The organism is Comamonas flocculans (assembly GCF_007954405.1).
Classification (GTDB): Bacteria; Pseudomonadota; Gammaproteobacteria; order Burkholderiales; family Burkholderiaceae_C; genus Comamonas_C; species Comamonas_C flocculans.
Genome location: NZ_CP042344.1, coordinates 2,643,963 through 2,664,409, shown reverse-complemented (window position 1 = coordinate 2,664,409; position 20,447 = coordinate 2,643,963). Strand labels below are relative to the sequence as shown.

19 protein-coding genes are annotated in these 20,447 nt (G+C 68.5%); 5 read left to right on the top strand and 14 right to left on the bottom strand.

Going from position 1 to position 20,447, the window contains the following annotated elements; translation table 11 throughout:
• Positions 1-75: 75 nt before the first annotated feature.
• The 5 genes from clpX to FOZ74_RS12695 all read right to left on the bottom strand — a co-directional run bounded on the left by clpX (position 76) and on the right by FOZ74_RS12695 (position 5,269).
• A complete protein-coding gene (clpX, locus tag FOZ74_RS12715; protein WP_146913421.1) occupies positions 76-1,341 on the bottom strand; it encodes an ATP-dependent Clp protease ATP-binding subunit ClpX in 1,266 nt (421 codons plus the stop codon).
• Positions 1,342-1,438: 97 nt separating this feature from the next.
• Positions 1,439-2,047 (bottom strand): ATP-dependent Clp endopeptidase proteolytic subunit ClpP, encoded by a 609-nt coding sequence (gene clpP, locus FOZ74_RS12710; protein ID WP_146913420.1) that lies wholly within the window; start codon positions 2,045-2,047, stop codon positions 1,439-1,441.
• A gap of 101 nt (positions 2,048-2,148) precedes the next feature.
• Complete coding sequence (gene tig / locus FOZ74_RS12705) at positions 2,149-3,459, bottom strand: trigger factor (RefSeq protein WP_146913419.1); 1,311 nt, start codon at positions 3,457-3,459, stop codon at positions 2,149-2,151.
• A gap of 194 nt (positions 3,460-3,653) precedes the next feature.
• Entirely contained in the window at positions 3,654-4,442 is a 789-nt protein-coding gene (cysE, locus tag FOZ74_RS12700; RefSeq protein ID WP_146913418.1) for a serine O-acetyltransferase, read from the bottom strand.
• A 41-nt stretch (positions 4,443-4,483) separates the two neighbouring features.
• Positions 4,484-5,269 carry an RNA methyltransferase gene (locus FOZ74_RS12695; RefSeq protein WP_146913417.1) on the bottom strand — a complete coding sequence of 262 codons (786 nt, stop codon included), beginning with the start codon at positions 5,267-5,269 and terminating at the stop codon, positions 4,484-4,486.
• 89 nt (positions 5,270-5,358) lie between these two features.
• Between FOZ74_RS12695 and FOZ74_RS12690 the strand changes: the two genes are divergently transcribed.
• Entirely contained in the window at positions 5,359-6,225 is an 867-nt protein-coding gene (locus FOZ74_RS12690) for an inositol monophosphatase family protein (protein WP_146913416.1), read from the top strand.
• A gap of 70 nt (positions 6,226-6,295) precedes the next feature.
• On the top strand, positions 6,296-6,748 hold the full coding sequence (locus FOZ74_RS12685; RefSeq protein WP_146913415.1) for a thermonuclease family protein: 453 nt from the start codon (positions 6,296-6,298) through the stop codon (positions 6,746-6,748).
• 27 nt (positions 6,749-6,775) lie between these two features.
• On the opposite strand, the gene FOZ74_RS12680 is transcribed toward FOZ74_RS12685, so the two are convergent.
• From FOZ74_RS12680 to FOZ74_RS12665, 4 genes are all read right to left on the bottom strand, one after another.
• The gene (locus tag FOZ74_RS12680; RefSeq protein ID WP_146913414.1) at positions 6,776-7,783 is read right to left on the bottom strand and encodes a diaminopimelate dehydrogenase; all 1,008 of its coding nucleotides are present in this window, start codon (positions 7,781-7,783) and stop codon (positions 6,776-6,778) included.
• 174 nt (positions 7,784-7,957) lie between these two features.
• Positions 7,958-9,172 (bottom strand): FAD-dependent monooxygenase, encoded by a 1,215-nt coding sequence (locus FOZ74_RS12675; protein ID WP_146913413.1) that lies wholly within the window; start codon positions 9,170-9,172, stop codon positions 7,958-7,960.
• A 102-nt stretch (positions 9,173-9,274) separates the two neighbouring features.
• Entirely contained in the window at positions 9,275-12,064 is a 2,790-nt protein-coding gene (gene acnA, locus FOZ74_RS12670; RefSeq protein ID WP_146913412.1) for an aconitate hydratase AcnA, read from the bottom strand.
• 210 nt (positions 12,065-12,274) lie between these two features.
• Entirely contained in the window at positions 12,275-12,568 is a 294-nt protein-coding gene (locus tag FOZ74_RS12665; protein ID WP_146913411.1) for an H-NS histone family protein, read from the bottom strand.
• Positions 12,569-12,751: 183 nt separating this feature from the next.
• Between FOZ74_RS12665 and FOZ74_RS12660 the strand changes: the two genes are divergently transcribed.
• Positions 12,752-13,606, top strand: a complete 855-nt coding sequence (locus FOZ74_RS12660; RefSeq protein WP_146913410.1) for a symmetrical bis(5'-nucleosyl)-tetraphosphatase — start codon at positions 12,752-12,754, stop codon at positions 13,604-13,606.
• Between the two features lie 10 nt (positions 13,607-13,616).
• Here FOZ74_RS12660 and FOZ74_RS12655 read toward each other — a convergent pair whose 3' ends face one another.
• Complete coding sequence (locus FOZ74_RS12655; RefSeq protein ID WP_146913409.1) at positions 13,617-15,059, bottom strand: DEAD/DEAH box helicase; 1,443 nt, start codon at positions 15,057-15,059, stop codon at positions 13,617-13,619.
• Between the two features lie 46 nt (positions 15,060-15,105).
• Entirely contained in the window at positions 15,106-15,972 is an 867-nt protein-coding gene (gene ypfJ, locus FOZ74_RS12650) for a KPN_02809 family neutral zinc metallopeptidase (RefSeq protein ID WP_146913408.1), read from the bottom strand.
• Between the two features lie 30 nt (positions 15,973-16,002).
• Between ypfJ and FOZ74_RS12645 the strand changes: the two genes are divergently transcribed.
• Positions 16,003-16,671: a pyroglutamyl-peptidase I gene (locus tag FOZ74_RS12645; protein WP_146913407.1), complete on the top strand. Its 669-nt coding sequence runs from the start codon at positions 16,003-16,005 to the stop codon at positions 16,669-16,671.
• A gap of 3 nt (positions 16,672-16,674) precedes the next feature.
• Positions 16,675-17,586: a delta(1)-pyrroline-2-carboxylate reductase family protein gene (locus FOZ74_RS12640; RefSeq protein ID WP_146913406.1), complete on the top strand. Its 912-nt coding sequence runs from the start codon at positions 16,675-16,677 to the stop codon at positions 17,584-17,586.
• A gap of 6 nt (positions 17,587-17,592) precedes the next feature.
• On the opposite strand, the gene dcd is transcribed toward FOZ74_RS12640, so the two are convergent.
• The 3 genes from dcd to xdhC all read right to left on the bottom strand — a co-directional run bounded on the left by dcd (position 17,593) and on the right by xdhC (position 20,444).
• The gene (dcd, locus tag FOZ74_RS12635) at positions 17,593-18,159 is read right to left on the bottom strand and encodes a dCTP deaminase (protein WP_146913405.1); all 567 of its coding nucleotides are present in this window, start codon (positions 18,157-18,159) and stop codon (positions 17,593-17,595) included.
• A 103-nt stretch (positions 18,160-18,262) separates the two neighbouring features.
• Entirely contained in the window at positions 18,263-19,465 is a 1,203-nt protein-coding gene (locus tag FOZ74_RS12630) for a urate hydroxylase PuuD (protein ID WP_146913404.1), read from the bottom strand.
• A 133-nt stretch (positions 19,466-19,598) separates the two neighbouring features.
• Complete coding sequence (xdhC, locus tag FOZ74_RS12625; protein WP_146913403.1) at positions 19,599-20,444, bottom strand: xanthine dehydrogenase accessory protein XdhC; 846 nt, start codon at positions 20,442-20,444, stop codon at positions 19,599-19,601.
• Positions 20,445-20,447: the final 3 nt, after the last annotated feature.

Here is a 20,447-nt window from a genome sequence, read left to right as displayed (position 1 = left end):
GGGCAGGGCCAAGATCACGGACCGGGCCGCCGGTGGCCCCGGCAGCCCGCATGGCGCGGCCGCGGCCGGCCACTCTCAGGCTTTCTTCGCTGCCTCGCGGTATACCAGCAGCGGCGCCCTGGCTTCGTCGATGGTGGCCTCCTCGACCACCACCTTCTCCACGTTGGCGGCATTCGGAAGATCGAACATGGTGCCTATCAGCGATTGTTCAAGAATCGAGCGCAGGCCGCGCGCGCCGGTCTTGCGGGCGATCGCCTTGCGTGCGATCGCCTTGAGCGCGGCCGGGCGAATTTCCAGCTCCACGCCTTCCATCTCGAGCAGCGCGCCGTACTGCTTGACCAGCGCGTTCTTGGGTTCGGTGAGGATGCGCACGAGCGCGTCTTCACCAAGCTCGGCCAGTGCGGCGACCACCGGCATGCGCCCGACCAGCTCGGGTATCAGGCCGTACTTGATGAGGTCCTCGGGCTCGATATCCTGAAACACCTCGGAGAGCGAGCGCTGCTTCTTGCTGCGCACCGTGGCGCCAAAGCCTATGCCCGAAGCCTCGGTGCGGTCCTCGATCACTTTCTCCAGGCCCGCGAACGCGCCGCCGCAGATGAACAGGATGTTGGTCGTGTCTACCTGCAGGAAATCCTGGTTGGGATGCTTTCTGCCGCCCTGCGGCGGCACGCTGGCCATGGTGCCTTCTATCAATTTCAGCAGCGCCTGCTGCACGCCCTCGCCCGAGACGTCGCGCGTGATGCTGGGGTTGTCGCTCTTGCGCGTGATCTTGTCGATCTCGTCGATGTAGACGATGCCGCGCTGGGCGCGCTCGACGTCGTAGTTGCAGCTCTGCAGCAGCTTCTGGATGATGTTCTCCACGTCTTCGCCGACGTAGCCCGCTTCGGTGAGCGTGGTGGCGTCGGCCATCACGAAAGGCACATCGAGCTGGCGCGCCAGCGTCTGGGCCAGCAGCGTCTTGCCCGAGCCCGTGGGGCCTACCAGCAGGATGTTGCTCTTGGACAGCTCCACGTCTTCCTTGCCGGCCTTTTCCTTGTGGCGCAGGCGCTTGTAGTGGTTGTAGACGGCCACGGCCAGGGTGCGCTTGGCCGGCTCCTGGCCGATCACGTAGCTGTCCAGATTGGCCTTGATGTCCGCCGGCGTGGGCAGGTCGCCGTTGCCGCCCTGGGCGTTGTCGGAGCCCGGTTGTTCGTCGCGAATGATTTCATTGCACAGGTCTATGCACTCGTCGCAAATGAAGACCGATGGGCCTGCGATGAGTTTCTTGACTTCGTGCTGACTCTTGCCGCAAAACGAGCAGTACAGGGTTTTTTCGCTGGAAGAGCCTTTTTTCTCGGCCATGGAGCTACGCCTTGAAACGGATAACGTGAACTGATGATACTCAAATAAAAACGGCGCTTCCCGCAGGGGAAACGCCGTGCGCGCAGGCCTTGCGGGATCAGGAACGGCGGGCGATCACCTGGTCGACGATGCCATAGTCCTTGGCCTCGTCGGCGGTCATGAAATAGTCGCGCTCGGTGTCGTGCACTATCTTCTCGTAGCTCTGCCCGGTGCGCTCGGCCAGGATGCGGTTCATCTGCTCCTTGGTGCGCAGGATGTCGCGCGCGTGGATCTCGATGTCCGTCGCCTGCCCGCGCGCCCCGCCCAGCACCTGGTGGATCATGATCTTGGAGTTGGGCAGCGAATAGCGCTTGTCCTTGGCGCCGGCGGCCAGCAGGAAGGCGCCCATGCTGGCGGCAAAGCCCACGCACATGGTGGAGACGTCGGGCTTGATGAACTGCATGGTGTCGTAGATCGCCATGCCCGCGGTAACGCTGCCCCCGGGGGAGTTGATGTAGAACGAGATGTCCTTGTCCGGGTTCTCGCTCTCCAGGAACAGCAGCTGCGCCACCACCAGGTTGGCGGACTGGTCGTTGACCTCGCCCACGAGGAACACCACGCGCTCCTTGAGCAGGCGCGAATAGATGTCGTAGGAGCGCTCGCCGCGCCCCGATTGCTCCACCACCATGGGGATCAAACCCAGGGCCTTCGTCTCTTGTGCACTCATGCAGTTCTCCAGCAAATTCGCTTTACTCTATCCGCAAACAGATGGGGCCTGCACCGGCCGGTACAAGCCCCAAAATCTGATGCGCACCCCGAAGGGCCGGCTCAGTTCTGCGCCATCAATTCGTCGAAGCTGACGACCTTGTCGGTGACCTGGGCCTTGCCCAGCACGAAGTCGGTGACGTTGTTTTCCACCACCACGGCCTCGACCTCGGCCAGGCGATCGCGGTCGCCGTAGTACCACTTGACCACGTCCTGGGGCTTTTCGTAGCTGGAGGCGAGCTCCTCCACATGGGCCTTGAGCTGCTCGGGCTTGGCCTGCAGCTCGTTGGCGCGCACCAGTTCGGCCACCACCAGCCCCAGGCGCACGCGGCGCTCGGCCTGCGGGCGCACCACGTCCTCGGGGATGTCGGCCTTGTCGGCGTCCTTGATGCCGCGGGCCTTGAGGTCGGCGCGCGCGCCTTCGAGCAGCCGCTCGATCTCGGCCTGGACGATGGCATTGGGCAGGTCCAGCTCGGCGTGGGCCAACAGGGCGTCCATGACGGCCTGCTTGTTGCGCGCCTGCAGGCGGAACTTCACCTCGCGCTCCAGGTTCTTGCGCACGTCGGCGCGCAGGCTCTCGACCGTGCCGCCCTCGATGCCGAGCGACTTGACGAACTGCTCGTTGACTTCGGGCAGGTGCGCCGCTTCCAGGTTCTTGAGCGTGACCAGAAAGTCCGCCGTCTTGCCAGCCACGTCCTTGCCGTGGTAGTCCTCGGGAAAGGCCAGCGGGAAGGTCTTGCTCTCGCCCACCTTCATGCCGCGCACCGCGTCTTCGAACTCCTTGAGCATCTGGCCTTCGCCCACCAGGAACTGGAAGGCCTCGGCCTTGCCGCCGTCGAAGGGCTCGCCGTCGATCTTGCCATCGAAGTCCACCGTGACGCGATCGCCGTCCTCGGCGGGCGTGCCCTGGGCGCGCTGGGCAAAGGTGCGCCGCTGCTTGCGCAGGATGTCCAGGGTGCGGTCGATGGCCGCGTCGTCGACTTCGGCGCTGAGCTTTTGCACTTCGGCGCCCGAGAGGTCGCCGAGCTTGACCTCGGGGAAGACCTCGAAGACCGCGTCAAAAGCCATCTCGCCCTCGGGCGCGCCGTCCTTTTCGGAGATGCGCGGCTGGCCCGCCACGCGCAGCTTGGCCTCGTTGGCGGCCTGGGCAAAGGCTTCGCCGACCTTGTCGTTGATCACTTCGTACTGCACCGAATAGCCGTAGCGCTGCGCCACCACGCCCAGCGGCACCTTGCCCGGGCGAAAGCCGTCCATCTTGACGGTGCGCGCCAGGCGCTTGAGGCGCCCGTCCACCTCGCTCTTGATGCTCTGGACCGGCAGGCTGAGCGTGATCTTGCGTTCGAGTTTTTCCAGCGTTTCAACAGTGACGGCCATCGTGCTTCCTCATCGTCGGACAGAGTGGAAGATGCCCGGCCGGCCCGACCGGGCGGCCCCACCAGCACCTTCGCGTGTGTTTTGCGGGCTTTCCCTCGCCTTCACGCGCCCGGGGGCGCCGCCCGCCCTGTATCAGGCAGGCTGCTGCTTGGGAAAACCCGGCATTGTAGCGAAGCGGCGCGGGCGGCCCGCGTCTACTTGCCGAGAATCTCCTTGACCTTCTCGGCCTCGCAGCGGCCGCTGACCTGCGCCTGCGGCGGTACGCAGCCCGGCGCGGGCTCGCCCGCCGAGAGCTTTTGCAGCGCCTGCCACAGCAGCGCGATCTGCCGCTCCTGGGCGGAAGCGGAATCGGCCAGCGTGCGCAGCGCCTGGGCCAGCGGGTCGGCCTGCTGGGGCGTGACGCCGTAGGCACTGAACTTCTGCTGCTCCTCGTGCTGCGCCTCGGTCACGTCGGCCCCATGCTCCTTGTGCGAGGCGATGATGCGCGCGGGAATGCCGACGGCCGTGGCGCCCGCAGGCACCGGCTTGATGACGACGGCATTGCTGCCGATCTTGGCTCCGTCGCCGACGACGAAGCCGCCCAGCACCTTGGCGCCCGCGCTCACCACCACGTCGCGCCCCAGCGTGGGATGGCGCTTGGCGCCCTTGTACAGCGTGGTGCCGCCCAGCGTCACGCCGTGGTAGATGGTGCAGCCGTCGCCGATCTCGGCCGTCTCGCCGATCACCACGCCCATGCCGTGGTCGATGAACACACGCTCACCCAGCTTGGCCCCGGGGTGAATCTCTATGCCCGTAGCCCAGCGCGCCAGATGCGAGATGAAGCGCCCCAGCCAGCGCAGGCCGTGCGTCCAGCACCAGTGCGCGGGCCGGTGCAGCCAGATCGCGTGCAGGCCGGGGTAGCAGGTGACGACCTCCCAGGCGTTGCGCGCAGCCGGGTCGCGGTCCAGGATGCATTGGATGTCGGAACGGATTCTGGGGAACATGGCTCGTGCGGATCGTCTGCGCAGTCTGGCGGTGGCGCCGATTATCTGGCCCCGGGCCGCGGCGCATCGAGCATGGCCCGGGCGATGCCGCGCAGGATGTGGACTTCCTCCCGGGTGGGATGCGCGCGGTTGAACAGCTGGTTGAGCCGCGGCATGAGCTTCTTTGGCGCGCCCGGGTCCAGAAAGCCGATCTGCGTCAGCGCCTGCTCCCAGTGGGCGAGCATGCCCGCCAGCTGCGCGCTGTCGGCCAGTGCCGCAGCGGGCGTGGCATCGCGCACCGCGAAGCCGCCCAGGGCCAGACGCCATTCGTAGGCAATCACCTGCACCGCCGCCGCCAGGTTGAGCGAGCCGAAGTGCGGCGAGGTGGGGATGCTCAGCGCCACGTGGCAGCGGTAGACGTCGGCATTGGCCATGCCGAAACGCTCGCTGCCGAAGAGGAAGGCGACGCCGAAGTCGCTTGTGGAATTTTTGCTTGAATCGGCCTCCAACCCTTGCGTATCAAGCGCTGCAAGCTCCTCGTTCAATAGCAAATCGAAGTGCTCGCGCGGCGTGCGCGTGGGCGGACCGAAGTCGCGCGGCGTCATGGCGGTGGCGCACAGGTGGTGCATGCCCTCGAGCGCCTCCTCCAGCGTGGCGACCACGCGGGCGCGTTCGAGCACGTCGAGCGCACCACTGGCGCGCTGGATCGCAATCTCCCGGCGCAGTAGGTTGGGCCAGCGCGGCGCCACCAGCACCAGGTCGCCGAAGCCCATGGTCTTCATCGCCCGGGCGGCGGCGCCCACATTGCCCGGGTGGCTGGTCTGAACCAGTACAAAGCGTGTTCGCATGGCGGCGATTGTCGCCCGGGCCCGCGCGGCGGCGCGAGGCACTAGAATTGCCAGCCCTCGCGCATCGCCGCGTCCGTTTGTTCCTTGTCATGTCGTCCCATCTGCACCCCATGCTCAACACGGCCATCAAGGCCGCGCGCGCCGCCGGCGCCATCATCAACCGCGCCGCGCTGGACGTGGAAGCCGTGCGCGTGGCGCAAAAGCAGATCAACGACTACGTCACCGAGGTGGACCAGGCGAGCGAGGCGGCCATCATCGAGACCCTGCTCACCGCCTACCCGGGCCATGGCATTCTGGCCGAGGAGTCGGGGCGCCAGCACGGCGCGAAGAATTCCGAATTCGTCTGGATCATCGATCCGCTGGACGGCACCACCAATTTCATCCACGGCTTTCCCTACTACTGCGTGAGCATCGCGCTGTCGGTGCGCGGCAAGGTGGAGCACGGCGTGGTCTATGACCCCACGCGCAACGACCTGTTCACCGCCACGCGCGGGCGCGGCGCCTTCATGAACGACCGCCGCGTGCGCGTCTCCAAACGCACGCGCCTGTCCGAGTGCCTGCTGGGCACGGGCTTCCCTTACCGCCCGGGCGACGATTTCGCCGGCTACCTGAAGATGATGGCCGACGTGATGCAGCACACCCACGGCCTGCGCCGCCCGGGCGCCGCGGCGCTGGACCTGGCCTACGTGGCCGCTGGCTTTACCGACGGCTTCTTTGAAACCGGCCTGTCCATCTGGGACGTGGCGGCCGGCGGTCTGCTGGTGACCGAGGCCGGTGGCCTGGTGGGCAATTTCACCGGCGAGGCCAACTATCTGGAGCAGCGCGAATGCCTGGCCGCGCCGCCGCGCATCTACGGCCAGATGGTCGGTCTCATCGGCAAGTACAGCAAGTTCGCCGGCGTCGCCGACAAGATGACGGTGCAGGCCGCGGGCAGCGCCGAAGGCCGTGCCGACTAGACGGACAACCCCTCTTTCAATAGCTGCAAGCGCTTGCCTGGCGGGCGTTTGAGCCTGATTTCATTCAAAAATGCCGCTGGTCGCTGCAGCGCTCACGCTGTGCATGGTGATGACCGTGGGCGACGGGGATTCGCTGACCGTGCGCTGCGCGGGCGGCCCCGGCGAGCAGCTGCGCATCGCCGCGATCGACGCGCCGGAGCTGCGCCAGGCCTGGGGCCGGCAGGCGCGCAGGAACCTGGCGGCTTTGTGCCTGCGCCAGACCGCCCGGGTGCAGGCGCAGGGGCGCGACAAGTACGGCCGCACGCTGGCACAGGTGCAGTGCCGGGGGCGGGACGCTGCCTGGGTACAGGTGCAGGCAGGCCTGGCCTGGGTGCATCCGAGCCAGGCGCGCATCCACCCGGCCCTGGCGGCGGCCGCGCGCCAGGCGCGTGCGCAGCGGCGGGGCCTGTGGGCGCAAAAGCGCCCGCTGGCCCCCTGGAAGTACCGCCAACGCCGCGCCGGCGCCAGGCAGGGCCGCAGCTGAGCGCCTCGGCACCACGGCCGCAGGACTTCAGAGGAAGTCGGCGCGCAGTTCTGCGCCGCTGCGCGGCGAAAGCAGCGCGGGCGAGAGATCGAGCACCGTCTTGCAGCCGTGCTGGCCCGCCTGGTGCAGCCGGTGCACCGCGCGCGCACAGGCCACCAGCACGCTGGCGGTGAACTCCGGATTGCTGTCCAGCTGCAGGCTGAACTCAAGCACGTGCTTGAGCTGGTTCGAGGTGTTGCCGCTGCGGATGACGAAGCCGCCATGCCCCATGCCGGCATGCTCGGCCGCCAGTTGCTGGGCGCTGATGAAGTGCACCGTGGTGTCGTAGTCGCTGAAGTAGTTGGGCATGCTGACGATGGCCTGGCGCACCGCTTCGGCGTCCGCGCCTTCCTTGAGCACCACGAAGCATTCGCGCCGGTGCTTTTCGCGCGTGGCCAAGTCGGGGCGAGTGCCGCTGCGCACCCGCTGCATCGCCTCCTGCACGGGAATCGTGTATTGCACGCCGCCGGCGACGCCCGGCACATGGCGGATGGCGTCCGAATGCCCCTGGCTCAGGCCCTTGCCCCAGAAGGTATAGGTGGCGCCGTCGGGCAGCAGCGCGTCGCCCATGACGCGCTGGATGGAAAACAGCCCCGGGTCCCAGCCGGCCGAAATCAGGGCGGTGGTGGCGCCCGCGCGCGCGGCGGCGTCCACCTTGGCAAAGTGTTCGGGGATGCGGGCGTGGGTGTCGAAGCTGTCCACCACGTTGAAGTGGCGCGCGAACTCGGGCGTCTGCTCGGGCAGGTCGTCCTTGGAGCCGCCGCACAGAACGAGCACGTCCACCTTGCCGCGGTGCTGCGCGAGAGCGCTCAAGGGGTAGCTGGCCACGCCGCTGGCCGGATGCACGCCGGCCGGGTCGCGGCGCGTGTACACGCCGGTGAGCACCATGTCCGGGTTCTTGGCCACGGCCTGCTCCACGCCGCGCCCGAGGTTGCCGTAACCGGCGATGGCCAGACGCACGGGGGCCTGGCGATGGTCGTTTTCCTGATGGTTCATTGGGACTTCCTGTTCATCAAAATGATAGCTTGTAGCGCCCGGCAGCAAAGCGCAAGAACGGGATTTGACCTTCATTCGTGCGGGGCGCGGCCGGTGCCGACACCGCCCGTTCACGGGGCGGCGCCCGCGTTCAACGCGATCGGGCGTGCCGACGCTGACGCAGTGCAACAAAAATCATTCGCCTTTCGGCACCGGCCCGCCGCGATACAGCCAGGGCACGTCGAGTATGCGCTCGCCCAGCAGGCGCAGCGACAGGTCGCGCGCCAGACGCACCGGCCCGACGGCATGGAAGATGCGCCCGTTGCGCCGCGAGCGCCGCTGCACCGCCGCCACCCGCTGCCAGCGCGCCAGTGCGTAGCGGCGCAGCCGCAGCGGCGGCTCCAGCGCCTCCATCGCGAGCGCGCGCTGCAGCTGCATCGCGTCCTCGATGGCCATGCCCGCGCCCTGGGCCAAGTAGGGGCGCATCGCATGTGCCGCGTCGCCCGCCAGCGCCACGCGGCCCTGGGCCATCTCGTGGGCACCGGCCACGGGCGCGCGCTCGGCCAGCGGCCACAGGCGCCAGACGCCGCCCGCTTGCCCCGCCGCCCGGACCAGGTCCTGCAGCGGTGCGCAGGTGCCGTCCAGGGCGGCAAGCAATTGCGATTCACTTGCCGCGCAGTCCCAGCCCTGCAGCCCGGCGGGGGGCTGCCCATGGCGTATGGCCACCAGATTGAGCAGCTCGCCGGCGCGCAGCGGGTAGTGCACCAGATGCAGCCCCGGCCCGAGCCAGGCGGTGACCACCTGACTGCGCAGCGGCGCGGGCAAGGCCTGCTGGGCGACCACCGCGCGGTAGGCCAGGTGGCCCACCGGCAGCTCGCCGGCCACGCCGGGCAGCAGCGCGCGGACGCGGCTGTGCAGGCCGTCGGCGCCGAGCAGCACGTCGCTCTCCACCTGCAGCTCATGGCCGTCGGCGCAGCGCAGCCGGGTACGCACGGCCGCGTCGTCCTCGGTGAAATCCAGCAGCTCGTGCTGCAGCTGCAATTGCACCTCGGTGAGGTCTTGCACGGCAGACAGCAGCGCGCCGTGCAGGTCGGCGCGGTGGATGGTGAGGTAGTCGCCACCATGGCGTTCGCTCATCTCGCGCCCCAGGCGCATGCGCGCAAGCTCGCGCCCGTCCAGCGCGCTGCGCACCTGCAGCAGCGGCGGGCGGCAGGCGAGCGCGCGCAGGGGCGCCGCCAGGCCCCAGGCGTCGAGGCAGCGCACCGCATTGGGTCCGAGCTGCACGCCCGCGCCCACTTCGCCAAAGGCGTTGGCGCGTTCGTGCAGGCGCACCTGCCAGCCCGCGCGGTGGCTCGCCAGCGCAGCGGCCAGACCGGCGATACCGCCCCCTGCAATCAGGATCTGGTGCATGGAAAATCCGGGGGTCGGCCGCCGGCGCGCAGCGCGGTCGGCGACCACGTACGGACGACCGCGCGGCCCGCAACCCTCAGCGGGCGCAGGCCGCCCGCGCCGTCAATCGCCGATCAACTGGTGCAGCACGTAGGGCAGGATGCCGCCGGCGCGGTAGTAGTCCACCTCGATCGGCGTGTCCAGGCGCAGCACCAGCGGCACCTCCTGCGTGCTGCCGTCGGCGCGGTGAATGACCAGCTTGGCCTTGCCCTGGGGCTTGAGCTTGCGGTCCACCAGCACGTCCACCACCTCGTCGCCGCGCAGGTTCAGCAGCTCCCAGCTGTCCTTGCCGCGAAACTGCAGCGGCAGCACGCCCATGCCGATCAGGTTGGAGCGGTGGATGCGCTCGAAGCTGCGCGCCACCACCGCCTGGATGCCCATGAGCTGCGTGCCCTTGGCCGCCCAGTCGCGGCTGGAGCCGGTGCCGTATTCCTCCCCAGCGAAGACCACCGTGGGCGTGTTGCTGGCCATGTAGAGCTCGGCGGCGTCGAAGATGGGCATCTTCTGGCCGTTTTGCGGGCCCGCGCCCTGGTAGATGGTGTCGCCGCCTTCCACGCGCGAGCCATCGGGCAGCGGCGGGATCATCAGGTTCTTGACGCGCACGTTGGCAAAGGTGCCGCGCACCATGACCTCGTGCTGGCCGCGGCGCGAGCCATAGCTGTTGAAGTCCTGCTTCTGCACCCCGTGCGCCTTCAGCCACAAGCCGGCGGGCGAGCTTTCCTTGATGCGCCCGGCGGGCGAGATGTGGTCGGTGGTGACCGAATCGCCAAACAGCGCCATGACGCGCGCGCCGCGCACCGAATGGTCGCGCGTGGCGGCTTCGGCGGCCGAGGCGGCCGTGGTGCGCGCAAAACCGTCGAAGAACGGCGGCTTGGCAATGTAGGTGCTGCTGGGCCAGTCGTAGATCTGGCCGGTCACGCCCTTGATCTTCTCCCAGAGCTTGCCCGGTTCGGTTTCGATCTTGGCGTAGTTCTCGCGGAAGGCCTTGCCCTTCATCGCGTGCTTGAGGAGCCTTTGCACCTCGTCGCTCGACGGCCAGATGTCGCCCAGGTAGACGTCCTTGCCGCCGCGTCCCTTGCCCACGGGCTCGCTCATCAGGTCCACGTTGATGCTGCCGGCGATCGCGTAGGCCACGACCAGCGGCGGGCTCATGAGGAAGTTGGCCTTGAGATTGGGGTGGATGCGCGCCTCGAAGTTGCGGTTGCCCGACAGCACCGAGGCGCAGACCAGCTCGTGCTCGGCAATCGCCCGGTTGAGCTCGGGCGTGAGGTCGCCCGAGTTGCCGATGCAGGTGGTGCAACCATAGCCGGCCAGGTTGAAGCCTATCTTTTCGAGGTAGGGCAGCAGCCCGGTTTCCTGCAGGTATTCGGTGACGATGCGCGAACCCGGAGCGAGCGAGGTCTTGACGTGGCGCTTGACCTTCAGCCCCGCCTCCACCGCCTTCTTGGCCAGCAGGCCGGCCGCCAGCATCACGCCCGGGTTGCTGGTGTTGGTGCAACTGGTGATGGCGGCGATCAGCACGTCGCCGTTGCCCACGTCGAAACCCGCGGGTTCGGCGACCGCGTCCATCGGAGCCGCCGGCTGGATGTGCACGCGTTCGCCAAAGGCCTCGGCAGGGCGCGCGAAACCGCCGACCTCCATCGGGGTGGTGAACAGCTCGGCAAAACGCTTCTTGGCGTCGCCCAGGTCGATGCGGTCCTGCGGCCGGCGCGGGCCGGCGATGCTGGGGGTGACGTCGCCCAGATCCAGCGTGACGACGCGCGAATAGTCCACCTCGCCGGCGCGCGCCGCGCCGAACAGGCCCTGCGCCTTGTAGTAGGCCTCCACGAGTTCGATCTCGGCGCGGGTGCGGCCCGTGCCCTCGAAGTATTCGAGGGTGCGTCCGTCGACCGGGAACAGGCCTATCGTGGAGCCGTTTTCCGGCGACATGTTGCCCAGCGTGGCGCGGTCGGGCACGCTCAGGGAGGCCGTGCCTTCGCCGAAGTACTCGACGAAGGTGCCTACCACCTTGTTGCGGCGCAGCAGCTCGGTGACGGTGAGCACCAGGTCGGTGGCGGTGACGCCCTCGCGCAGCTGGCCCTTGAGCTCGAAACCCACCACGTCGGGCGTGAGGATGTATACCGGCTGGCCCAGCATGGCCGCTTCGGCCTCGATGCCGCCCACGCCCCAGCCGACGACGCCGGCGCCGTTGATCATCGGCGTATGGCTGTCGGTGCCGACCAGGGTATCGGGATACACCACGCCGTCCTTGCGCCGGTGCACGCCCTTGGTCAGGAATTCCAGATTCACCTGGTGGCAAATGCCAAAGCCCGGTGGCACGACACGGAAAGTATCAAACGCCTGCATGCCCCATTTCATGAACTGGTAGCGCTCGTGGTTGCGCGCGAATTCCATTTTCATGTTCTGCGTCAATGCCATCTTGGTGCCGTAATGGTCCACCATGATGGAGTGGTCGACCACCAGATCGACCGGCACCAGCGGCTCCACGCGTTTGGGGTCGGCGCCCACGCTTTGCGCCGCGGCGCGCATTGCCGCCAGATCAACGAGCAGAGGGACACCGGTAAAGTCCTGCAGCAGGACGCGGGCCACGGTAAACGGGATTTCCTCGGAGCGGGCCGCATTGGGCTTCCAATTGGCCAATTGCTCGACGTGCTCGGCCGTGACCTTGCTGCCGTCGCAATGGCGCAGCACCGATTCAAGCACGATGCGGATCGAGCGCGGCAGGCGTTTGATGTTGGGATACTTGCGCGCCAGCGCGGGCAAGGAGAAAAACAGGTGTTCCTTGCCCGACGCCGTGCTGAACGTCTTGATCGTGGAAGCAAAGGCATGTCCTTTTGCAGGGGCAGCAAGCATTTCGGGATCTCCTTGTAAGTGCAAAACGGAAAGTCGGGCCAGGCCTGCGGCATGCACTGCCCTCGGGCATCCAACACAGGCTGGGAGTGTACGCCCGCCGGCCGCGCCGGTGCTGCCCGCAGGGGCATCGCCCTTGCGGCGGGCGCCAGAATGCGGGCAGAAAAAAGCCCGCGCGCGGCGGGCTGGGCAGGCAAGAGGCCGCGGCTTGCGTCAAATGGCAAATTGCGTGCGGTCCTGACCCTGTATCCACTTGGGCGGCTTGCCCCGGCCGGTCCAGGTTTGCCCCGTGGCCGGATTGCGGTACTTGGGCGCCACCTTGCTCACGCTGCCAGTGGCGCGCGTGCGCCGACCCGAGGGAAACACATCCGTGACGGTAAGTTCGAATTCCGCCACGGTTTGGCGCACCCTGGCGAGCGCGTCCGCGACTTCCTTTTCACGCGCGGCGCGGATTTGGGCGTCCAATGCCTCGCGCTGCTGCAGCAATTCCTTGTAACTGGTCGTCATGATTATCCTGAATGGTTGATCCTGGGGTTGAAAGGCAATGCGGCGCGATTATAAGACCAGTTTCTCCGCAAATGCACCGCTGCCAGCCTGATTTTCAAGTTTCCAGGTGCAACTGCCACGCAATACCCGGATCCTTCTGCAGGCGGTGCACAATCGGCATGCAGACTTACGAACGGGATGGCAATGGCTTTATATTGTGCCGGCGATATTCAGGGCTGTGACCGGGCATTGGCGCGACTGCTTGCGCTAATCGGTTTTTCTCCCAGCCGCGACACGCTTTATCTGCTTGGCGATCTGGTCAACCGCGGCCCCGATTCGGTCGCCGTGCTGCGCCGCTGCATGGCGCTCGAGGGCAGCGTGCAGGTCGTGCTGGGCAACCACGACCTGCATCTGCTGGCCGTGGCCCAGGGCGTGCGCGCGCCGTCGCCGCGCGACACCCTGGGCGATTTGCTGGCGCACCCCCAGCGCACCGCCATGCTGCACTGGCTGCGCCAGCAGCCGCTTGCACGGCAGGTGCGCCATGGGGGCCAAACCATGCTGCTGGTGCACGCGGGCGTCCTCCCGCCCTGGAGCGTGCAGCAAACGCTGGCGCTCGCGGGCGAGGTGCAGAGGGCGCTCACCGGAGCGCATTGGCAGTCGTTTCTGCAGCAGATGTACGGCAACGAGCCCGATGCCTGGCGCGAGGGCCTGCAGGGCATGGACCGACTGCGCGTGGTGGTCAACGCGCTCACCCGCGTGCGCTTTTGCTCGGCGCAGGGCGCGATGGATTTTTCCAGCAGTGAAAGCGCGCGCCAGGCGCCCGCGGGTCTCATGCCCTGGTTCGAACTGCCGGAACGCAGGACGCAGGGCCAGCTGACGGTTTTCGGCCACTGGTCGACGCTCGGCTGGATGAGCCGCCCCGACCTGCTCGCACTCGACACCGGTTGCGTCTGGGGTGGCAGCCTGAGCGCGGTGCGCTTTGGCAACACGCTCGCCGAACGCGAGCACCTCCAGGTTGAGTGCGCGCAGGCCCAGGTGCCGGGGGCGGCGCGCGCCTGAAGGCCCGCGCTCAGGCGGCGTTTTCCTCGCTCGCCTGCGGCGCCTTGAAGAGCGCAGGCAGCACGCGCCGCTGCTTGATGTTGGACGACACCCGGGGGCGTGCGGCGGCCGGCGGCTGTTCCCAGCTGGGCGCGGCTTCGGGCGCGCTGCCGGGCTCGTAGGGACGGTCGAAGAAAGGGTCGCGCGAGGGCACGAAGCCGGGCGCCGCATGGCGGTGGTTGCGCGACGAACGCATGCCATCGCGCTCGCCGCGCGCACCGTGCGTGCCCTCGCGGTGACGGCTGTCGCCGTGGCGCAGGGGCGAGCGCTCGTCCCTGAGCTGCAGGGGCTGCACCTCGACCTTTTTCTTGAGCAGCTTCTCGAGCTCGCCCATCAGCCGCGCGTCCCGCTCGGTCACCAGCGTCACCGCCAGTCCCGAGGCGCCGGCGCGGCCGGTGCGGCCGATGCGGTGCACGTAGTCCTCGGCGTTGAACGGCACGTCGTGGTTGAACACCGCCGGCACGTCCTTGATGTCCAGGCCGCGCGCGGCCACGTCGGTGCAGACCAGCAGGTCAACCTCGCCGCTCTTGAAGGCTTCCAGCGCCTTCAGGCGCTCGTCCTGGCTCTTGTCGCCGTGCAGCGCCGCGGTCTTCAGCCCGTCGCGTGCCAGCGAGCGCGCCAGGCGCGCGCAGCCGAGCTTGCTGTTGACGAAGATGAAGGCCTGGGTGAGCTGCCGCTCCCTGAGCACCTGACGGATGGCGGCGCGCTTGCCTTCCTCACCCACGCCGTAGAAGCACTGCTCGACGGTGGAGGCGGTGGCGTTGGGGCGTGCCACCTCTATGGTCACCGGGTCGTGCAGGTAGCTCGCTGCCAGGCGCTTGATCTCGGGCGAGAAGGTGGCCGAAAACAGCAGCGTGGTGCGCTCCCTGGGCAGGTAGGACAGGATGCGCTGCAGGTCCGGCAGGAAGCCGATGTCCAGCATGCGGTCGGCCTCGTCGAGCACCACGTATTCCACGTGGTTGAGCACCACGTTCCTGGCTTCGATGTGGTCCAGCAGGCGCCCCGGCGTGGCCACCAGCACCTCCACGCCCTTCTTGAGTTCGGCCGTCTGCGGCTTCATGTCCATGCCGCCGAACACCACGGTGGAGCGCAGCTGCGTGTACTTGGCGTAGAGCTTGACCTGCTCGGCCACCTGGTCGGCCAGCTCGCGCGTGGGCAGCAGCACCAGCGCGCGCACCGGGTGGCGCGCGGGCGAGGCCGAGGTGTTCTCGTGCGCCAGCATGCGCTGCAGCAGCGGCAGCGCGAAGGCCGCGGTCTTGCCGGTACCGGTCTGGGCCGCACCCATCACGTCCTTGCCGGTGAGTACCACCGGTATGGCCTGTGCCTGGATGGGGGTCATGGTTTCGTAGCCCATGTCGGCTACGGCGCGCTGCAGGGGGTCAGCCAGCGCTACTGATTGGTAAAGCGTCGTCATGAACCCGTGATTGTCGCATTGCAACAAAAAACGGGCAAATCGGGTCTCAGAGCGTGCGCGCGCCAAAGGTGTCGCAGGATTGCACCGAGCCGCTCTGGTAGCCCTGGGTAAACCAGCGCACGCGCTGCGCGCTGCTGCCGTGGGTGAAGGCGTCGGGGCGCACGACGCCGCTGCTCTTGCGTTGCAGCGTGTCGTCGCCGATCTGCTGGGCGGCGTTCACCGCCGATTCGATGTCGCCCTGCTCCAGCCAGCCCTTGGCCTGCTGCGAATGCTGCGCCCAGACGCCAGCGTAGCAGTCGGCCTGCAGCTCCAGGCGCACCGACAGGGCGTTCTGCTCGCGCTCGCTGATGCGCCCGCGCATGCCGTCCACCTTGGCGGTGGTGCCCAGCACGGTCTGCACGTGGTGGCCCACCTCGTGCGCCACGACGTAGGCGCGCGCGAACACGCCGGGCGCCCCGAGCTGGCGGCCCATGGTGTCGAAGAAGTCCATGTCCAGATAGACCTTGTGATCGCCCGGGCAATAGAACGGCCCCATGGCCGACTGGCCGGTGCCGCAGGCGGTGGGCGTGGCGCCGCGAAACAGCACCAGGCGCGGCGCCGGGTATTGCGCGCCGCCCTTGCGAAAGATCTCGCTCCAGACGTCTTCGGTGGAGGCCAGCACGGTGGAGACGAAGGCCGCCTGCCTGTCGTCCTGCGGCGGCTGGCCCGCGGGCGCCTGCGTGGTCTGGGGCATGCCGCCGCCCGAGAGCACCTGCAGCGTGGTCAGCGGATTGATGCCGAACACGCCCCAGCCCACCAGCGCCAGCACCACCGCGCCCACGCCTATGCTGCGCCCGCCCAGGCCGAATCCGCCCCCGCCCGCACCGCGGCGATCTTCGACGTTTTCCGACCGGCGTTCACCTTCCCAACGCATGCGCTGCTCCAAGTGCAGTAAATTGCAGCGATGGTAACGCCAGCATCCGCCTCCCCATCGGCCGCCCGGGCCGCTGCGCGCCCGACGGTGCTGGTCACCGGGTTCGACGCTTTTGGCGAGCATGCGGTCAATCCCTCGGCCCAGGTGGCGCAGGCGCTGCACCGTCGGCAGGTTGCCGGGTGCCGCGTGGTCGGCGCGCAACTGCCTACGGCCTTTGGCGCGGCGACGGCGCAATTGCTGCAGCTGCTGGAGCGCCACCAGCCGGCGCTGGTGCTCTGCCTGGGCCTGACCGCGGGGCGCGATGCGCTGCAGCTTGAGCGCGTGGCGCTCAACCGCGACGATGCGCGCCTGCCGGATAACGACGGCGCCCAGCCGCGCGAGCAGCCCATCATCGACGGCGCGCCCGCCGCCTACCTGTGCACCCTGCCGACCGAAGCCATGCAACGCGCCATGGTGGCCGCGGGCGTGCCCACGGTGGTGTCGCAGAACGCCGGCAGCTTCGTCTGCAACCACGTGTTCTTCCAGCTCCTGCACCGCCTGGCCAGCGAGCCGCGCTGGCAGGGCACGCGCGGCGGCTTCATCCACCTGCCGCCGCTCGGCGGTCAGGGCAACGCCGGCATGCCGCTGGCGCAGCTGGTGCACGGGGTGCGCACCGGGCTGCGCGCCGCGCTGAACACGCCCGCCCCCAGCCAGGCCTAGGAGATGCACGCCATCCACGACGCACGGCGCACCGCCGCGAGCCTGCCCTGGGATGCGCTGGCCGATGAAATCGAGGCATTGCTGCGCGCCGGCGCCGCCCGGGTGCCGCCACGCATCGTCATGCCGACGGGCGACGGCAGCGTGCTCTTCGTGATGCCGGCCACCGACGGCACGGTGGCCATGACCAAGCTGATCAGCTTCACCGCCGCCAATGCCGGCGCCGGCCGGCCCACCATCCAGGGCGAGGTGAGCGTCTTCGACGTGGCCAGCGGCGAGCGCCGGCTGATCCTGGACGGTCCGACGGTGACCGCGCGGCGCACCGCGGCGGTGTCGGCACTGGCCGCACGGCACCTGGCGGCCTGCCCGCAGGGGCCCGCGCTGATCGTGGGCGCGGGTGTACAGGGCCGGGCGCACCTGCAAGCCTGTGCCGCCACGCTGGGCGTACGCCGCTTCGTGATTGCCTCGCGCAGCGCGGCCAGCGCGCAGGCCCTCGTGCAGCATGCACACAGCCTGGGTTTGCAGGCAGAAAGCGTTGCAGATGCGCATGCGGCGCTTGCGCGCTGTCCGCTGGTCGTGACCTGCACGCCGGCGAACGCGGTGGTGCTGCGCGGTCCGGTGCGCGCCGACGCCTTCGTGGCGGCGGTGGGCGCGTTCACGCCGCAGATGCGGGAGCTGGACGCCGGCCTGTGCCGCCACTTTGCCGAGCACGGGCGCATCGTGGTGGATACGCGCGACGCCGAGCACGAGGCCGGCGACCTGCTGCAAGCCGGCATTGCCGTGGCGCCGCTGCCCAGTCTGCAGGACGTGCTGCGCGGGCCGCAGCCGCCGCGCGGCGGCCCGGTGCTGTTCAAGAGCTGCGGCTGGGCGGGGTGGGACCTGGCGGCGGCGCGGCTGGCGCTGCGCCAGGGCGCCTGAACCAACTCAGGCGCGCGGCAGGGTCACGCCCTGCTGGCCCTGGTATTTGCCCTTGCGGTCGCGGTAGCTCACCTCGCAGACCTCGTCGCTCTGGAAGAACAGCACCTGGGCGCAGCCTTCGCCGGCATAGATCCTGGCCGGCAGCGGCGTGGTGTTGGAGAACTCCAGCGTCACGTAGCCCTCCCATTCGGGCTCGAAGGGCGTGACGTTGACGATGATGCCGCAGCGCGCGTAGGTGCTCTTGCCCAGGCAGACGGTGAGCACGTCGCGCGGGATGCGAAAGTACTCGACCGTGCGCGCCAGCGCAAAGCTGTTGGGCGGAATGATGCAGGAGTCGCCCTCGAAGTCGACAAAGCTGTTCTCGTCGAAGTTCTTCGGGTCCACCACGGTGCTGTGGATGTTGGTGAAGACCTTGAATTCACCCGCGCAGCGGATGTCGTAGCCGTAGCTGCTGGTGCCGTAGCTGATGACCTTGCGGCCGTCGACCTCGCGCACCTGGCCGGGCTCGAACGGCTCGATCATGCCGTGCTCGCTGGCCATGCGCCGGATCCACTTGTCGCTCTTGATGCTCATGGGACAGAACTCCTGTTGCGCGGATTCTAACCGTGGCATCGCTTCTCAAAGCATAGCTGCTGGCGCTTGATGGGCAAGCGCTGCGGCCTGATTTGGCTCAAATTCAGCGGTCGACGCGAGCCCCGCCCTCGTACCAGCGCTTGAACATGTCCAGCTGCTGCGGGCTGAGCGCGTCGGGATTGCCGAAGGGCATCTTGCGCAGTTGCACCACCTGCTGGTAGATCTGCTGGGCGTGCTGCTTCACGTCCTCGGGCGTGTCGAACTTCACGCCCTTTTGCTGGATGGTGGCGCTGCTGTGGCAGACGAAACACTGCTCCTTCATGACCGCGTGCAGATCGGCAAAGGCCACGGGTTCGCTGGAACTGGCGAGTGCCTGCGGCGCCGGCTTGAGCCAGGCGACGAGCGCCAGCAGCACGGCCACGCCGATGGCCGCATACGGCCAGGGGTGGCGGTTGCGCCCGAGCTTGTAGCCGTGGCGCAGCACGAAGAACTGGCGGATCAGCGCGCCCGCAGCCATCATCAGGATGAGGATCAGCCAGTTGTTCGGCGCGGTGTTCATCCAGCCGTAGTGGGTGGAGAGCATGGCAAAGACCACCGGCAGCGTGAAATAGGTGTTGTGCACGCTGCGCTGCTTGCCGCGCTGGCCGTGGATGGGGTCCACCGGCTGGCCGGCCTTGAGCGCCGCCACCACCTTGCGCTGGCCGGGGATGATCCAGAACAGCACGTTGGCGCTCATCGCGGTGGCGAGCATCGCGCCCATCAGGAGGAAGGCCGCCTGCCCCGGAAAGAGATGGCAGGCGAGCCAGGCCGCGATGCACACCAGCACGGCCACCAGCGCGCCGACGATGGTGTCGCCCCGCTCTTTCTGGCCCCAGATGCGGCAGATCGCGTCGTACAGCAGCCAGAAGACGACGAGGAAGGCCAGCGCCGCCACCACCGCCATGGCGGGCGACATCAGCGGCGCGGCCGGGTTGACCAGATAGACGCCGGCGTTCCACAGGTAGGAGACGGACAGCAGCGCAAAGCCCGACAGCCAGGTGGTGTAGCTCTCCCAGAAGAACCAGTGCAGGTGCTCGGGCAGCCTGGGCGGCGAGACGTTGTACTTGACCGGGTGGTAGAAGCCCCCGCCGTGCACCGCCCAGAGCTCGCCGGTGGCGCCGTCGCGGCGCAGTTTTTCATCGGCGGGCGGCGTGAGGCTGCTGTCCAGAAAGACGAAGTAGAAGGACGACCCCACCCAGGCGATGGCGGTGATGACGTGCAGCCAGCGCAGCAGCAGGTTGGCCCAGTCCAGCAGATAAGCTTCCATGCGCAAGTCTCCGGCTGCTCACCACCGCGGGCGCTCTGAGCAGCTCATGAGAGGCCGCGCTCGGCGCATGCCTGCATGCTCCGGCACCGCTGCGACCTGGTTTGTGGACACAAATTGTATGCAAATACCCCGCTCAGGCCAGCGGGCTTACCCGCATCAGCAGCTGCGCCGCCACCGCGACGGCAATCACCTGCGGGTCCTTGCCGACAATGCCGGGCACGCCGATCGGGCAGGTGACGTGGGCGAAGTCGGCCTCGGTGTAGCCGCGCGCCTCCAGCCGGTGGCGAAAGCTCGCCCACTTGGTCTTGCTGCCGATCAGGCCGATGAAGGGCAGGTCGGCGCGCGCGCGCTGGCGCTTGAGGCATTCGGCCACGATGTCCTGGTCTTCGGCGTGGCTGAAGCTCATGATCAGCACCTGCGAGCCGGGAGCGACGTCGGCCACCGCCGCCTGCACCGGGTCGGAATACTCGCACTGCACCTTGCTCGAAAGCCCTTCGGGAAAGATCTCGTCGCGGCTGTCCACCCACTGGATGGCAAACGGCAGCGGCGCCAGCACCCGCACCAGCGCGCGCCCCACATGGCCGCCGCCAAACAGCGTGAGCGGGTGCAGCCGCGGCGCCAGGCGCTCGCGCAGCGCCGGCGCGTCCTGCGCGCCCAGGCATTCGAAGCGCAGCAGCACCACGCCGCCGCAGCACTGGCCCAGGCTCGGGCCCAGCGCCTGGCGCAGCAGCGGCGCGCCCGGCGCCTGGCCTTGCGCGCAGGCCGCAAGGCGCGCGCGCGCTTCCTGCGTGGCCTGCCATTCCAGGTGGCCGCCGCCGATGGAGCCGATCAGCAGCTCGGGCTCGGCCAGGCCGAGGGCCATCCAGGCGCCGGCCTCGCGCGGGGTCGAACCCTGCGCCTGCTGCACCGTCACCAGGCAGACCGGGCCGCGCGCCAGGGCGGCGAGCAACTGCTCCAGGGGAGTCTGCGGCGCGGGCATGGG